The sequence below is a fragment of the Rathayibacter sp. VKM Ac-2801 genome (assembly GCF_009834245.1).
Taxonomy (GTDB): domain Bacteria; phylum Actinomycetota; class Actinomycetes; order Actinomycetales; family Microbacteriaceae; genus Rathayibacter.
The window spans coordinates 1,387,140-1,402,743 of record NZ_CP047183.1 but is presented as its reverse complement, the minus strand read 5'-3'; the positions used below and the strand labels follow the sequence as shown (position 1 = coordinate 1,402,743).

The window sequence follows — 15,604 nt, the reverse complement described above, 5'->3', positions numbered from 1 at the left end:
GGGCCTTACTCCGTCTCCGCCGACCCCCGCCATCCGCGGATGGGGAGACCGAACTTGTGCACGAGTCGATCGGTGAAGGGGGCGTCGTGCAGACGCGCGAAGCGCACGGGCACGGGCGAGCGCCGGTAGACGACGCGGGCACCCGGCGGCAGCTCGTACGCACGCCGGCCGTCGGCCCAGAGGACGCCGACGCCGTCGGTCCTCTCCTTGACCTCGACGGCGAGGCTCGAGGACGGACCCACGACGAGGGGCCGTGCGAAGAGCGCGTGGGCGCTGAGCGGTACGAGGAGCATCGCCTCGACGGTCGGCCACACGACGGGGCCGCCGCCCGAGAAGGCGTACGCAGTGGACCCTGTCGGAGTGGACACGACGATGCCGTCGCAGCCGAAGCTGGACAGCGGACGTCCGTCGACGCCGACCATGACCTCGAGCATGCGCTCGCGGCTGCCCTTCTCGACGGTGGCCTCGTTGAGGGCCCAGGTCTCGTAGACGACGGCCTCGTCGATCTTGACGCGGACCTGCAGCGTCATCCGCTCCTCGACCGTGTAGTCGCCGTCGAGCGCGCGCGCGACGGCGTCGTCGAGATCGTCCCGCTCGCTCTCGGCGAGGAATCCGACGTGGCCGAGGTTCACGCCGAGCAGCGGCGCCGTCCCGGATCGGACGATCTCCGCCGCGCGGAGGATGGTCCCGTCCCCGCCGAGCACGAAGACGAGCTCGATGGACTCGAGCGGCACGTCGGATCCGAGCACGGCGACGTCGATCAGATCCGGAGCGACCGCGACGATGTCGCCCTTGTCGTCGGCGCAGAGGACGGGGTGGGCGCCGGAGTTCCGGAGGCGCTCGACGACGAGGACCGCCGCATCGAGGGAGTCCGTCCGTCCGGTGTGGGCGACGACGAGGATGTTGCGCTCGTCACGAGGGGACTGCATCGAGGGTGTGTCCTTCTGGTCGGTCGACAGCGGCGGACACGATCGCGTCATCCGGTGGTGAGCGCGGTGACCGCGTCCCTCCATTCTGTCGGAATCGTTCCGCGGTCGCGGTGGAGGTGCGCCAGATACTCGCGATTCCCAGCGCCACCCGGGAGTGGCGACTCGGCCAGCCCGACGACGCCGAGCCCCAGGTCCCACGCCGACCAGAGGACGTCCGAGAGTGCTTCGCGACGCAGCTCCGGATCCCGGACGATGCCCTCCCGCACCCCGAGGCGCCCGACCTCGAACTGCGGCTTCACCAGCACCACGAAATCGGCGAGCGGATCCACGGACGCGGCGACCGGGGGCAGCACCATCCGGAGGGAGATGAAGGACACGTCGGACACGACCAGATCCGGGACGATGTCCGTCTTCGCGGCCTCGGCGAGCCGGGCGGCGGTGAGATCCCGCGCATTGAACCCCTCCACCACGCTGACACGATCGTCCGACCGGATCCGCGGGGCGAGCTGAGCGTGCCCGACGTCGAGCGCGATCACCGACGCGGCGCCGCGCTCGAGCAGGACCTGCGAGAACCCGCCCGTCGATGCGCCGACGTCGAGCGCATGCCGGCCGGCCACTCGCACGGTCACAAAGGTGTCGAGCGCCGCGAGCAGCTTGTGGGCCGCCCGGCTGACGTAGTGATCGAGGCCGGCAACGGCGACGTCCTGATCCTCGCGCACGCGGATCGAGGGCTTCAGCGCAGGGACGCCGTCCACCGTCACCAGCCCGTCGGCGATCATCCGGGCGGCATGCGTGCGCGAACGGGCGATGCCACGATCAGCGAGAGCCGAGTCGAGTCGCGAGTCGTCGGTCATCGGTCGCGATCCGCATTCTCGAGTCGGACACGGAGCTGCTCCTGCAGCAGGAGGTATCCGGCAGCCCTCTCGCCGAGCGGAGTCTGCTCGATCCGGAGGAGCTCGCCGGTGAGACCGAGCTCCTCCACGACTTCAGAGCCGTTCTCGAACGGACTCGATCCTGGATCGCCCCTCGGGTCGTCCTGATTCATCGCTGCTCCTCGCTCCGGAGTCGGGCGACGACGATCATCGTCGCTCCAGCCGGCCCTGTTCCTCCTCGAACAGAGACCGACCGGTTAAACAGCGATGGCCACCCATTTCTGGGTGGCCATCGTGAATGGTGTCCGGCGGTGTCCTACTCTCCCACAGGGTCCCCCCTGCAGTACCATCGGCGCTGAGAGTCTTAGCTTCCGGGTTCGGAATGTGACCGGGCGTTTCCCTCTCGCTATGGCCGCCGTAACCCTGGCGACACACGCACCCGAAGGCACATGGTCAAATCTGGGTTACACGCCGTGCGTGTATTCAATTGTTCCGCTCCTCCCCAAGGAGGACGCGGGGTGCCCGTCTTCTGGGAACCACAAAGTGGACGCAAGCAATCTCTGGCCACTCCTACCAGCCTTTACAACGGTATGAGTGTAGTGATTATCAAGTTATCGGCTTATTAGTACCGGTCAGCTCCGACAGTCTTTAGTCCTGTCTTCCACATCCGGCCTATCAACCCAGTCGTCTGGCTGGGAGCCTCTCCCCCGAAGGGATGGAAATCTCATCTCGAAGCCGGCTTCCCGCTTAGATGCTTTCAGCGGTTATCCGTTCCGAACGTAGCTAATCAGCGGTGCTCCTGGCGGAACAACTGACACACCAGAGGTTCGTCCATCCCGGTCCTCTCGTACTAGGGATAGATCTTCTCAAATTTCCTGCGCGCGCAGCGGATAGGGACCGAACTGTCTCACGACGTTCTAAACCCAGCTCGCGTACCGCTTTAATGGGCGAACAGCCCAACCCTTGGGACCTACTCCAGCCCCAGGATGCGACGAGCCGACATCGAGGTGCCAAACCATGCCGTCGATATGGACTCTTGGGCAAGATCAGCCTGTTATCCCCGAGGTACCTTTTATCCGTTGAGCGACAGCGCTTCCACAAGCCACTGCCGGATCACTAGTCCCGACTTTCGTCCCTGCTCGACTTGTCAGTCTCACAGTCAAGCTCCCTTGTGCACTTACACTCGCCACCTGATTGCCAACCAGGTTGAGGGAACCTTTGGGCGCCTCCGTTACTCTTTAGGAGGCAACCGCCCCAGTTAAACTACCCATCAGGCACTGTCCCTGAACCCGATTAGGGTCCGAAGTTAGATATCCAGAGTGACCAGAGTGGTATTTCAACAATGACTCCACGAACACTAGCGTGCCCGCTTCACAGTCTCCCACCTATCCTACACAAGCCACACCGAACACCAATACCAAACTATAGTAAAGGTCACGGGGTCTTTCCGTCCTGCTGCGCGTAACGAGCATCTTTACTCGTAATGCAATTTCGCCGAGTTCGCGGTTGAGACAGCTGGGAAGTCGTTACGCCATTCGTGCAGGTCGGAACTTACCCGACAAGGAATTTCGCTACCTTAGGATGGTTATAGTTACCACCGCCGTTTACTGGGGCTTAAATTCTCAGCTTCGCCTTGCGGCTAACCGTTCCTCTTAACCTTCCAGCACCGGGCAGGCGTCAGTCCGTATACATCGTCTTGCGACTTAGCACGGACCTGTGTTTTTAGTAAACAGTCGCTTCCCACTGGTCTCTGCGGCCATCGAACGCTCCCGGAGCAAGTCCGTTCACGCCTCAGGCCCCCCTTCTCCCGAAGTTACGGGGGCATTTTGCCGAGTTCCTTAACCACGATTCTCTCGATCTCCTTAGTATTCTCTACCTGACCACCTGAGTCGGTTTGGGGTACGGGCAGCTAGAACCTCGCGTCGATGCTTTTCTTGGCAGCATAGGATCACCGATTTCGACTTGCGTCTACCCATCAGATCTCAGGCTACGTGAACGACGGATTTGCCTATCGTTCGCCCTACATCCTTAGACCGGGACAACCATCGCCCGGCTCGGCTACCTTCCTGCGTCACACCTGTTAATACGCTAAACGCACCAGCACGGGGTCGTACGCTAGGCCCAACGCTTCACCCCGAAGGGATCCATCAAAGGGATTCAGATACTTAGCACTACTGGATTGTCTTGGGCGGTTCTTCGCCGGTACGGGAATATCAACCCGTTGTCCATCGACTACGCCTGTCGGCCTCGCCTTAGGTCCCGACTTACCCAGGGAAGATTAGCTTGACCCTGGAACCCTTGGTCTTCCGGAGGACGGGTTTCTCACCCGTCTTTCGCTACTCATGCCTGCATTCTCACTCGTGTGGCATCCACGGCTGGTTCACACCGCCGCTTCACTCGCCACACGACGCTCTCCTACCCATCAACACGGCTGGACCACGAAGGCCTACCACTAATGTCAATGCCACAACTTCGGTGGCGTGCTTGAGCCCCGTTACATTGTCGGCGCGGAATCACTTGACCAGTGAGCTATTACGCACTCTTTCAAGGGTGGCTGCTTCTAAGCCAACCTCCTGGTTGTCTGTGCAACTCCACATCCTTTCCCACTTAGCACGCGCTTAGGGACCTTAGTTGGTGGTCTGGGTTGTTTCCCTCTCGACTATGAAGCTTATCCCCCACAGTCTCACTGCTGCGCTCTCACTTACCGGCATTCGGAGTTTGGCTGACGTCAGTAAGCTTTTGGGCCCCATCGGCCATCCAGTAGCTCTACCTCCGGCAAGAAACACGCAACGCTGCACCTAAATGCATTTCGGAGAGAACCAGCTATCACGAAGTTTGATTGGCCTTTCACCCCTATCCACAGCTCATCCCCTCCATTTTCAACTGAAGTGGGTTCGGTCCTCCACGACGTCTTACCGTCGCTTCAACCTGGCCATGGATAGATCACTTCGCTTCGGGTCTAGACCCTGCGACTGAATCGCCCTATTCGGACTCGCTTTCGCTACGGCTGCCCCACACGGGTTAACCTCGCCACAGAGCACTAACTCGCAGGCTCATTCTTCAAAAGGCACGCCGTCACCCCTACAAGGAGGCTCCGACGGTTTGTAAGCAAACGGTTTCAGGTACTATTTCACTCCCCTCCCGGGGTACTTTTCACCTTTCCCTCACGGTACTTGTCCGCTATCGGTCATCTGGGAGTATTTAGGCTTATCAGGTGGTCCTGACAGATTCACACGGGATTTCTCGGGCCCCGTGCTACTTGGGATACTCTTCACGCCATAACACCATTTCGACTACGGGGCTCGCACCCGCTCTGGCCAGGCGTTCAAACCTGTTCGTCTATGATGCGCTGTAACGTTCACCGGCCGGCAGACCGGAACGAAAAGTCCCACAACCCCGGACATGCAACCCCTGCCGGGTATGACACATGACTCGGTTTAGCCTCTTCCGCGTTCGCTCGCCACTACTGACGGAATCACTGTTGTTTTCTCTTCCTGTGGGTACTGAGATGTTTCACTTCCCCACGTTCCCTCTACCCGCCCTATATATTCAGGCGGGAGTCACCAGGTCACCACAAGGGGCCTGGCGGGGTTTCCCCATTCGGAAATCCTCGGATCACAGCTCGTTTATCAGCTCCCCGAGGCTTATCGCAGATTACGACGTCCTTCTTCGGCTCCAGATGCCAAGGCATTCACCGTTTGCTCTTATGAACTTGCTAATCACATGAGTTAAGAAACTACAACTCGAAAAGTTGCAGATCCAATGATTTGCATGACCGCAGCCCGAAAGCCGCGCCATGCGAATCTTGTCGATCCACGACCGAAGCCGTGAATCTAAGATGCTCGCGTCCACTGTGTAGTTCTCAAAATACGGGCGGTATCCCTCTCCCACACACCCAGGCGTGAAAAAAGGATCCGGAGAGTCGACCCCGCCACCCGAAGGCAGCCGGCCCGGTCCCTCAGGACCCAACAGCGTGCATGCACCCGACTCCACCGCCCGACGCGTTCCCAACCCGAAGGCTGTACTGACGCGAGACGATCTCACCGAGCACCTAGTTCAATGTTCCACCCATGAGCTACCAGCAAAGACATTCGCTTTGATCTGGCGCCTGGAACACCCTGCGGTGTCCAGATGCTCCTTAGAAAGGAGGTGATCCAGCCGCACCTTCCGGTACGGCTACCTTGTTACGACTTAGTCCTAATCACCGATCCCACCTTCGACAGTTCCCTCCTTGCGGTTAGGCCACTGGCTTCGGGTGTTACCGACTTTCATGACTTGACGGGCGGTGTGTACAAGGCCCGGGAACGTATTCACCGCAGCGTTGCTGATCTGCGATTACTAGCGACTCCGACTTCATGAGGTCGAGTTGCAGACCTCAATCCGAACTGAGACCGGCTTTTTGGGATTCGCTCCACCTTACGGTATCGCAGCCCTTTGTACCGGCCATTGTAGCATGCGTGAAGCCCAAGACATAAGGGGCATGATGATTTGACGTCATCCCCACCTTCCTCCGAGTTGACCCCGGCAGTCTCCTATGAGTTCCCACCATGACGTGCTGGCAACATAGAACGAGGGTTGCGCTCGTTGCGGGACTTAACCCAACATCTCACGACACGAGCTGACGACAACCATGCACCACCTGTATACCGACCTTGCGGGGCAACCATTTCTGGAAGTTTCCGGTATATGTCAAGCCTTGGTAAGGTTCTTCGCGTTGCATCGAATTAATCCGCATGCTCCGCCGCTTGTGCGGGCCCCCGTCAATTCCTTTGAGTTTTAGCCTTGCGGCCGTACTCCCCAGGCGGGGAACTTAATGCGTTAGCTGCGACACGGAGACCGTGGAAAGGTCCCCACATCTAGTTCCCAACGTTTACGGCGTGGACTACCAGGGTATCTAATCCTGTTCGCTCCCCACGCTTTCGCTCCTCAGCGTCAGTAACGGCCCAGAGAACTGCCTTCGCCATCGGTGTTCCTCCTGATATCTGCGCATTCCACCGCTACACCAGGAATTCCATTCTCCCCTACCGCACTCTAGTCTGCCCGTACCCACTGCAGGCCCGAGGTTGAGCCTCGGGTTTTCACAGCAGACGCGACAAACCGCCTACGAGCTCTTTACGCCCAATAATTCCGGACAACGCTTGCACCCTACGTATTACCGCGGCTGCTGGCACGTAGTTAGCCGGTGCTTTTTCTGCAGGTACCGTCAAGCCGAAGCCCTTCTTCCCTACTAAAAGAGGTTTACAACCCGAAGGCCGTCATCCCCCACGCGGCGTTGCTGCATCAGGCTTTCGCCCATTGTGCAATATTCCCCACTGCTGCCTCCCGTAGGAGTCTGGGCCGTGTCTCAGTCCCAGTGTGGCCGGTCACCCTCTCAGGCCGGCTACCCGTCGTCGCCTTGGTGAGCCATTACCTCACCAACTAGCTGATAGGCCGCGAGTCCATCCTTGACCGAAAAACTTTCCACCCGCACCCGATGCCGGGGCAGGTCGTATCCGGTATTAGACGCCGTTTCCAGCGCTTATCCCAGAGTCAAGGGCAGGTTACTCACGTGTTACTCACCCGTTCGCCACTAATCCACCCAGCAAGCTGGGCTTCATCGTTCGACTTGCATGTGTTAAGCACGCCGCCAGCGTTCGTCCTGAGCCAGGATCAAACTCTCCGTAAAAAAATTACGACCTCCTACCCCGAAGAGCGAGGAGAGTCAAGTTTGACCTCTAGCAAATAAGACATCTCTCCGACCCGAAAGCCGGAAGCTGACATCAATTTCCAAAGGAATCCCAACCCGATCCGAAGATCAAGGCCGGGGTATAAAATTGGCATTGAACATAGTGCACGCTGTTGAGTTCTCAAGAATCGGACACATCCCGCCTCCACACCAGAACGGTGCTTCACAACGAGAGTGATCGAAGATTTCTGTACGAGGGCCTGAGCCACTCGATTTGTCTTGCTTGCCGAGACCGGTTAGGCTTATCGGGACCGGAGTTCCGATCGCCTCCGTGGCAACTCGACTAACTTAGCACATCCGCAGGCCGTGTCAAGTCCGGCTTCTCCGCGGTGTTCGCCGCGCGATCGAGGATCGCGCCGCTGCACCGGGCTCGGCCGTGAGGCCTTGCGACGAAGCCGGGACCGTGTCCCGAGGAGGCTTTGCATCTTACGCTCGCGATCCCGCAGTCTTCAAGAGACGAATCTCTAAAAGGCCTGGGAGCGAGGGGATGGTCCCCGCTTGAGGTGGGCCAGCTGGTCTCGACGCTCTGCGCCTGACTCCCGCTTGCCGCTCCTTTGGGGTGACGAGGAGTTACATTACGTCGGGCCTCGGCCGGGCGGCAAATCGCCTGCGTCCCGGGCGTGTCGCGATCCGGGGTCCGTGCGTCGCGGGACATCGGACACCGGGTACCGGATACCGGGTACCGGACACCGGACACCGGACACCGGACACCGGACACCGGACACCGGACACCGGACACCGGACACCGGACACCGGACACCGGACACCGGACACCGGACACCGGACACCGGGTACCGGACACCGGGTACCGGGTACCGGGTACCGGGTACCCGGGTACCGGGTACCCGACACCGGACACCGAGTACCGATCGGCCTGCCGCCGCCGGCGCCGTCACCGCCCGGATCCGCCCGAGGAGAGCGGGCGCGCGATCAGCGGACGAAGGCCCCGGCGAAGCTCTTCTTGCCGCGGCGAAGGACGGCGATCCCGTCGATCAAGGGGAGCTCGCCGAGCGTGACGGTCTCGGACGGGAGGGTGGTGTTGTTCACCGAGAGCCCGCCCTGGGCGAGAGCTCGCCGCGCCTCCCCCGTGCTGGCGACGAGTCCGGTCTCGACGAACGCCTGCAGCGCCGGCGTCTCCGGGGTCGCCGCCATCGAGGGCACCGCCTCGAGCGCGCCGCGGAGGATGACCGGGTCGATCCCCTCGAGCGAGCCCTTGCCGAAGAGCGCGGCGGACGCGTCGATCACCGAGCGCGTCGCCTCCGCTCCGTGCACCAGCGACGTGACCTCCCAGGCGAGCGCCCGCTGCGCCTCCCGGCGGAACGGCTCGTCGGCGGCGGCCTTCTCCAGCCGCTCGATCTCGGTGCGCGGCAGGAAGGTGAAGATCCGCAGGCGGTCGGCGACGTCGCGGTCGTCCGTGTTGACCCAGAACTGGTAGAACGCGTACGGGCTGGTGAGCTCGGGGTCGAGCCAGACGGCGTTGCCCTCGCTCTTGCCGAACTTGGTGCCGTCGGAGTTCATCACCAGGGGCGTGCCGATCGCGTGGACCGACACCCCCTCCGTGCGGTGGATCAGGTCGGTCCCGCTCGTCAGGTTGCCCCACTGGTCGCTGCCGCCGGTCTGCAGGACGCATCCGTACTGCCGGTAGAGCTCCAGGTAGTCGAGTCCCTGCAGGATCTGGTAGCTGAACTCGGTGTAGCTGATCCCCGCGTCGGAGTTGAGGCGGGCGCTGACCGCGTCCTTCTTGAGCATCGTCCCCACGCGGAAGTGCTTCCCGATCTCTCGCAGGAAGTCGATCGCCGACAGCGGCGCGGTCCAGTCGAGGTTGTTGACCAGGCGCATCCCGTTGTCGCCGCCCGCGGGGACGAACCGGGACACCTGCGCCTGGAGGCGCTCGACCCATGCGGTGACCGTCTCGCGCGAGTTCAGCGTCCGCTCGGCCGTCGGCCGCGGATCCCCGATCAGCCCGGTCGAGCCGCCGACGAGCCCGAGCGGCCGGTGCCCGGCCAGCTGGAGCCGGCGCATGACGATCAGCTGCACCAGGTTCCCGAGGTGGAGGCTGGGCGCTGTCGGGTCGAAGCCGCAGTAGTAGGTGATCGGCTCCCCCGACAGCAGTTCGCGCAGCGCTCCCGCGTCTGTCGACACGTGCACCGAGCCTCGCCAGACCAGCTCGTCCCACACGGAGTCGAAGGCGGGGTCGAGCTGCGGGCTCGTCGCGGACCCGGGGAGGTGCTGGTCGATCACCTGACCAGGCTATCGCGGCCCGGGCTGCCGGGTCCCCAGGAGTCAAGCGCACAGGCTTGATCCGGGGCGATCAAGTGCCGATACTTGATCGGGGAGGCCGGATGTTCGTCATCACCGCGGATCAGCGCGACAGCAGGCACGACCACGACCGGGTGGACCAGGCGATCGCGAGCGTGATCGCCGACAGGCGGACGTCGTTCGTCCTGCCCCCGGAGCGGACGGCCGGCGACGAGTTCCAGTGCGTGCTCGACCGGGCCGATGCGGTCGTCCCGCTCGTGCTCGACCTGCACCGGACCGGCCACTGGAGCATCGGCCTCGGGATCGGCCCCGTCGACCGACCGCTCCCCGCCACCACGAGAGCGGCGACCGGGGAGGCGTACTTCGCGGCGCGCCGCGCGGTCGAGGCGGCGAAGGGCCGGCCGACGCGCTTCTCCCTCGATCCGGACGCACCGGGAACGGCGGCGCCGGCACCGGCGGACGTCCAGGCGCTGATCGATCCGCTCCTGCTGCTGCGCGACGCGCGCTCCGAGGCCGGCTGGCAGATCGTCGACCTGCTCGAGAGCGGCCTCTCCCAGAAGGACGCGGCCGAGCGCCTCGCCGTCAGCCCGCAGGCGGTCAGCCTCCGGGTCCGCGCGGCGAGCGCTCGAGTCGACGCTCCCGCTCGTGACGCGCTCGCGCGCCTGCTGACAGTGGTCGACCGTACGCTCGGCCCCACCGACGAGAGGACACCCCGATGACGGCACCCCCCGGATCCCCCGCCCTGCTCCTCGCGTCCGCGCTGCAGTCCGCCTCGTGGACGGGCGTGGTGCTCGTGCTGCTCGCGGGCCTCGCCGGCGCGGTGCTCGCCGTGCGCCTGCGCCGACCGCAGCTGGCCTGGATCTCCCTTGCGGCCGCGGCCGCGGCCTTCCTCCTCACGGCGGTCGCCGGACCGTCAGCGCCCCCGATCCATTCCGTCCTGGTGGCGGTGCTGGCCTTCGCGCTGGCGGTCGCGGGCGGCGGGCCGGTCGTGCTGCTCACCCTCCGGCTCGCGACGGCCGACTCCCGCAGCGGCAGCCACGGCGGCATCATGGTCGCCGGATCCTCCCGCGGCGCCGCCGGAGGCGCACCCTCCGCGATCGGCCAGCCGATCGAGGTGCTGCGCGGCGGGACGACGATCGGAGTCCTCGAGCGGATCGCGACGGCCGGTGCACTGATGAGCGGTCTCCCCGAGGGGATCGCGGTCGTCGTGGCGATCAAGGGCGTCGGCCGCTTCAGCGAGCTCGCCTCCCCGGAGGCGCGCGAGCGGTTCATCATCGGCACGCTGGCGAGCCTCGCCTGGTCGGCGGCTCTCGGCGTGCTCGCCCGGCTCTACCTCGCGGGCTGAGCTCCGGGCCGTCGCCGGGGCACGGCTCTCCGGTAGGGCGAGACGGTGGGGTCCCCCGGGATGCTGAAGCGCCAGGGGAAGCCGTCCCCGCCGCCCGGGCCCGAGACGCCGGTCCGCGGGCCCACCGTCACGGAGGACGGCCTCTCCCCCGGCAGCAGTTCGAACGCCTCCTCGAGCGGGTCGCCCGACTCGGAGAGACGAACCCCGAGGGCCTTGGCCAGCCGTGCCGGTCCGCGGGCCAGGTCACGATGGCGCACCGGTCCGCGCCGGAGAACCGCGAGCTCCTCCCCCGACACGACCTCCCCCGCGCGCAGCAGCACGGCCGACGCCGTGCCCGCCGGGGAGCAGACGATGTTCACGCAGGTGTGCATCCCGTAGGTGAAGTACGCGTACACGGACCCGGGCGGACCGAACATGGGAGCCGTCCGGGGTGTCGGTCCGCGGTGCGCATGGGAGCCCGGATCCTCACCCGTGCCGAGGTACGCCTCGACCTCGGTCAGCCGGACGCCGACCACGCCCTCCGGTGTGCGGTGCAGGAGGACGCGGCCGAGCAGATCCGGTGCCACCTCGAGGGCCGAGCGCGAGAGATCGGGGAGGTCCGCGCTCAGAAGAAGCTCTGGCCCGACACGAGGGTGATCACGATCACCGCGACGATGACGACTGCGGCGACGAGCACCAGAGTCCGCTGCTGCCAGGGGCGCAGCGGCGGACGGCCGTCGTCGCCCGGGGCCCCTCCGAGCGTCACGGGCGCTCCCCCCGGAGCGAGCCGCGCACGACCCGGACGCTCTCTGTCAGCCGGGTGAGCTGCTCCGCGACGCGGTCGGGAGACGTGCCGCCGATACCGTTCCGGCTCGCCACCGATCCCTCGATGCTGAGGACCGAGCGGACGTCGGGCGTGAGGAGCGGCGACACCGAGGCGAGCGCGGCGTCGTCGAGATCCTCGAGCCCCCTCCCCTGCGACTCCGCCAGCTTGACCAGCTCGCCGGTGATCTCGTGGGCGTCCCGGAAGGGCACGTGCTTCTTCACCAGCCACTCGGCCACGTCGGTCGCGAGCGAGAAGCCCTGGGGCGCGAGCTCCGCCATCCGGTCGGTGTGGAAGGTGAGGGTCGCGATCATCCCGCTGAACGCGGGGAGCAGGACCTCGAGGGTCGTCACCGAGTCGAAGACCGGCTCCTTGTCCTCCTGCAGATCGCGGTTGTAGGCCAGCGGCAGCGCCTTGAGAGTCGCGAGCAGGCCGGTGAGGTTGCCGATCAGCCGGCCGGACTTCCCCCGGGCGAGCTCGGCGATGTCCGGGTTCTTCTTCTGCGGCATGATCGAGGACCCGGTCGAGTAGCCGTCGTCGAGCGTGACGAAGGCGAACTCCCGCGTGTTCCAGAGGATGATCTCCTCCGCGATGCGCGAGACGTCGATCCCGATCATGGCGCTGACGAAGGTGAACTCGGCGACGAGGTCGCGGCTGGCCGTCCCGTCGATCGAGTTCGGCACGCTCGACGCGAAGCCGAGATCGCGGGCTACCGCCTCGGCGTCCAGTCCGAGGGTCGATCCGGCGAGGGCGCCCGAGCCGTAGGGCGAGACGTCCGCCCGGACGGCCCAGTCCCGCAGGCGCTCCAGATCGCGCAGCAGCGCCCAGCCGTGGGCGAGCAGGTGGTGCGCGAGGAGCACGGGCTGAGCGTGCTGGAGGTGGGTGCGCCCCGGCATGATCGCCGCCGGGTGCGCCGACGCCTGCGCGGCGAGGGCGTCGATGAGCTGCACCACCAGCTCGGAGACGAGCGCCGCGTGGTCGCGGAGATACATCCGGACGAAGGTGGCGATCTGGTCGTTGCGCGAGCGCCCGGCGCGGAGCTTGCCGCCGAGCTCGGGACCGGCTTCGAGCATCAGACCGCGCTCGAGGGCGCCGTGCACGTCCTCGTCGGACTCGTCGGCGGCGAAGCTCCCGTCGGCGACGGCCGCCTCGAGCCGGTCGAGGGCCGCGAGCATCGCGGTGAGCTCGGCGTCGTCGAGGTAGCCCGCTCCGGCCAGCGCCCTGGCGTGGGCGCGGGAGCCGGCGAGGTCGTAGGGGGCGAGCTGCCAGTCGAAGTGCGTCGACTTGGAGAGCGCGGCGAGCTCGGGCGAGGGGCCGCCGGCGAAGCGGCCGCCCCAGAGGGCTCCGGCCTCGCCCGCGCGGGCGGAGGGTCGTTCCGTCATGGTTCTCCTCGGGTTCGGCTGTCGAGTCTACTGAGCGGCGTCGGCGGCGCCGGCCCGCTCCAGGAGCCAGACGAGCAGGGCCTTCTGCGCGTGCAGGCGGTTCTCCGCCTCGTCCCAGATCACGCTCTGCGGGCCGTCGATCACGTCGGCGGTCACCTCGTAGCCGCGGTCCGCGGGCAGGCAGTGCAGGAACAGCGCGTCGGGAGCGGCGGCGGTCATCGTGGCGGCGTCGACCCGGTAGGCGCCGAAGGTGGCGACGCGCGCCGCCTTCTCGTCCTCCTTGCCCATCGACACCCAGGTGTCCGTGATCACGATGTCGGAGCCTGCCGCGCCCTCGTCGGGGTCGGTCGTGGTGATCGCCGATCCGCCGGTGGCCGCGGCGATGCGCTGCGCATCGGCCAGGACCGCCGCGTCCGGCGAGTACGACTCCGGGGAGACGATGCGGACGTGCATGCCGGCCGTGGCCCCCGCCAGGAGGTACGAGTGCGCCATGTTGCTCGCTCCGTCGCCGAAGAACGTGAGCGTGAGGCCGGCGAGGCGACCGCGGTGCTCGCGGATGGTCAGCAGATCGGCGAGGAGCTGGCACGGGTGGAACTCGTCCGAGAGCGCGTTGACGACCGGCACGCGCGTGCCGCGCGCCATCTCCTCCAGGCCCGACTGCGCATAGGTGCGCCACACGATCGCGGCGACCTGGCGCTCGAGGACCCGCGCCGTGTCGGAGGCGGTCTCCTTGCCGCCGAGCTGGCTGCTCGCAGTGGAGATGATCAGGGGGCTGCCGCCGAGATCGGCGATGCCGACCGCGAACGAGACGCGGGTGCGCGTGGAGGACTTGTCGAAGATCACGGCGACGGTCTGAGGCCCTGCGAGGGGCTTCCGGGAGAAGCGGTCGCGCTTGAGCTCGAGGGCGAGGTCGAGGATCTCGGCCTGCTCGGCGGGAGTGATGTCGTCGTCGCGGAGGAAGTGGCGGGTCACGGTGGTGGTCGCTTTCGGTGGAGGTACGGGGTCAGAGGGTCTGCAGTGCGCGGCCGAAGCGCTCGGCGAACTCGGCGACGTCGGCGGCGGTCACCACGAGCGGAGGCGCGAGCCGGATGCTCGAGTCGTTCGCCGCGTTCACGATCAGGCCGGCGTCGAGGCAGGCGGCGGCGAGCTCGGCGGCGACGGGCCGGGTCAGGGCGATGCCCAGGAGGAGGCCCGCGCCGCGGACCCCTCCGATCAGGGGAGAGTCGAGCGCGGTCAGCGCGTCGACGATCTGCGCCCCGCGCTCCCGCGCGTTGCCGAGCAGGTCGGCGCGCTCGATCTCGGCGAGCACGGCTCCGGCCACCGCGGTCGCGAGCGGATTGCCGCCGAAGGTGCTGCCGTGGTGGCCCTTCTGCAGGAGGTCGGACGCCTCGCCGAAGGTCACCAGCGCTCCGACGGGGAAGCCTCCGCCGAGCCCCTTGGCCAGGGTGACGGCGTCGGGCAGGATCCCCGCCTCCTGGTACGCGAACCAGCGTCCGGTCCGCCCCACCCCGGTCTGGATCTCGTCGACGATGAGCAGCGCGCCGTGCTCGCGGGTGAGCTCCCGTGCGCGCTCGAGGTAGCCGGCCGGCAGCGGGATGACGCCCGCCTCCCCCTGGACGGGCTCGACGATCAGCGCGGCGACGGACTCGTCGAGAGCCGCCTCGAGGGCCTCGATGCTCGCCTCGAGGTGCTCGACCCCTCCCGGCATCGGCTCGAACGGCGCGCGCATCGCGGCCTTGCCGGTCAGCGCGAGCGAGCCCATCGTCCGCCCGTGGAAAGCGTTCTGCAGCGCCAGGATGCGGTGCCGCCCGCCGGCAGCGTTCAGCCGCGCCAGCTTGAAGGCCGCCTCGTTGGCCTCGGTGCCCGAGTTCGCGAAGTAGACGCGGCCCGTCTCCCCGGCCCCGGTGAGGCGGCGCAGGGTCTCGGCCAGCTCGATCTGCGGGGCGGTCGCGAAGTAGTTGGAGACGTGGGCGAGCGTGCCGGCCTGGCGCGTCACGGCCTCGACGAACACGGGATGCGCATGGCCGAGCGAGTTGACCGCGATCCCGCCGAGGAAGTCGAGGTACTCCCGCCCGTCGACGTCCCAGACCCGGCAGCCCTCGCCGCGCTCGAGCACGGCGAGCGGCGGCGCGAAGGTCTGCATCATCGCGGCGGAGTAGCGGTCGCGCGCCGAGCCGGTGCGGGACGCGGTCGTGGGGGTGGACATGGTGGCCTTTCGATCGGAGCGGTCCGGCCACGAGGGCCGACGGTGCGCGCGCCCCGGACGGGACGGGCGCTCGGAGCCGGGGCC

The 15,604-nt window shown here is 66.1% G+C and carries 10 protein-coding genes and 3 rRNA genes; 2 read left to right on the top strand and 11 right to left on the bottom strand.

Annotated features, from left to right (window positions below):
* Positions 1 to 5 precede the first annotated feature (5 nt).
* The 6 genes from GSU45_RS06450 to tyrS form a co-directional block, all read right to left on the bottom strand.
* Positions 6 to 929, bottom strand: coding sequence for an NAD kinase (locus GSU45_RS06450; RefSeq protein WP_159913654.1), 924 nt, complete (start codon positions 927 to 929; stop codon positions 6 to 8).
* Between the two features lie 47 nt (positions 930 to 976).
* Positions 977 to 1,783 carry a TlyA family RNA methyltransferase gene (locus tag GSU45_RS06445; RefSeq protein WP_159913652.1) on the bottom strand — a complete coding sequence of 269 codons (807 nt, stop codon included), beginning with the start codon at positions 1,781 to 1,783 and terminating at the stop codon, positions 977 to 979.
* A gap of 321 nt (positions 1,784 to 2,104) precedes the next feature.
* Positions 2,105 to 2,221 (bottom strand): 5S ribosomal RNA (rrf, locus tag GSU45_RS06440).
* 182 nt (positions 2,222 to 2,403) lie between these two features.
* A 23S ribosomal RNA gene (locus GSU45_RS06435) occupies positions 2,404 to 5,519 on the bottom strand.
* Positions 5,520 to 5,943: 424 nt separating this feature from the next.
* Positions 5,944 to 7,466 (bottom strand): 16S ribosomal RNA (locus GSU45_RS06430).
* Together the 16S, 23S and 5S rRNA genes form the textbook arrangement of a ribosomal RNA operon.
* Before the next feature lie 990 nt (positions 7,467 to 8,456).
* Positions 8,457 to 9,767 carry a tyrosine--tRNA ligase gene (gene tyrS, locus GSU45_RS06425; RefSeq protein WP_159913650.1) on the bottom strand — a complete coding sequence of 437 codons (1,311 nt, stop codon included), beginning with the start codon at positions 9,765 to 9,767 and terminating at the stop codon, positions 8,457 to 8,459.
* Positions 9,768 to 9,868: 101 nt separating this feature from the next.
* On the opposite strand from tyrS, the gene GSU45_RS06420 reads away from it, so the two are divergent.
* Both GSU45_RS06420 and GSU45_RS06415 read left to right on the top strand, forming a co-directional pair.
* Entirely contained in the window at positions 9,869 to 10,504 is a 636-nt protein-coding gene (locus tag GSU45_RS06420; RefSeq protein ID WP_159913648.1) for a DNA-binding protein, read from the top strand.
* Positions 10,501 to 11,130 (top strand): hypothetical protein, encoded by a 630-nt coding sequence (locus GSU45_RS06415; RefSeq protein ID WP_244248243.1) that lies wholly within the window; start codon positions 10,501 to 10,503, stop codon positions 11,128 to 11,130. The genes GSU45_RS06420 and GSU45_RS06415 overlap by 4 nt, the downstream gene beginning before the upstream one ends.
* Here the strand turns inward: GSU45_RS06415 and GSU45_RS06410 are convergent.
* From GSU45_RS06410 to GSU45_RS06390, 5 genes are read right to left on the bottom strand one after another with little or no spacing between them, the layout of a single operon-like run.
* A complete protein-coding gene (locus tag GSU45_RS06410; protein ID WP_159916933.1) occupies positions 11,115 to 11,738 on the bottom strand; it encodes a DNA-3-methyladenine glycosylase in 624 nt (207 codons plus the stop codon). The genes GSU45_RS06415 and GSU45_RS06410 overlap by 16 nt on opposite strands.
* Positions 11,735 to 11,875 (bottom strand): hypothetical protein, encoded by a 141-nt coding sequence (locus GSU45_RS06405; protein WP_159913646.1) that lies wholly within the window; start codon positions 11,873 to 11,875, stop codon positions 11,735 to 11,737. Before GSU45_RS06405 ends, GSU45_RS06410 begins: the two co-directional genes overlap by 4 nt.
* Complete coding sequence (argH, locus tag GSU45_RS06400) at positions 11,872 to 13,314, bottom strand: argininosuccinate lyase (protein WP_159913644.1); 1,443 nt, start codon at positions 13,312 to 13,314, stop codon at positions 11,872 to 11,874. Before argH ends, GSU45_RS06405 begins: the two co-directional genes overlap by 4 nt.
* 27 nt (positions 13,315 to 13,341) lie before the next feature.
* A complete protein-coding gene (gene argF, locus GSU45_RS06395; protein WP_159913642.1) occupies positions 13,342 to 14,286 on the bottom strand; it encodes an ornithine carbamoyltransferase in 945 nt (314 codons plus the stop codon).
* 31 nt (positions 14,287 to 14,317) lie between these two features.
* The gene (locus tag GSU45_RS06390; RefSeq protein WP_159913640.1) at positions 14,318 to 15,520 is read right to left on the bottom strand and encodes an acetylornithine transaminase; all 1,203 of its coding nucleotides are present in this window, start codon (positions 15,518 to 15,520) and stop codon (positions 14,318 to 14,320) included.
* Between the last annotated feature and the right edge of the window lie 84 nt (positions 15,521 to 15,604).

Coding starts and splice junctions, on each gene's coding strand:
- GSU45_RS06450 (WP_159913654.1), bottom strand. CDS start 929: ATGCAGTCCCCTCGTGACGAGCGCAACATCCTCGTCGTCGCCCACACC.
- GSU45_RS06445 (WP_159913652.1), bottom strand. CDS start 1,783: ATGACCGACGACTCGCGACTCGACTCGGCTCTCGCTGATCGTGGCATC.
- GSU45_RS06420 (WP_159913648.1), top strand. CDS start 9,869: ATGTTCGTCATCACCGCGGATCAGCGCGACAGCAGGCACGACCACGAC.
- GSU45_RS06415 (WP_244248243.1), top strand. CDS start 10,501: ATGACGGCACCCCCCGGATCCCCCGCCCTGCTCCTCGCGTCCGCGCTG.
- argH (WP_159913644.1), bottom strand. CDS start 13,314: ATGACGGAACGACCCTCCGCCCGCGCGGGCGAGGCCGGAGCCCTCTGG.
- GSU45_RS06390 (WP_159913640.1), bottom strand. CDS start 15,520: ATGTCCACCCCCACGACCGCGTCCCGCACCGGCTCGGCGCGCGACCGC.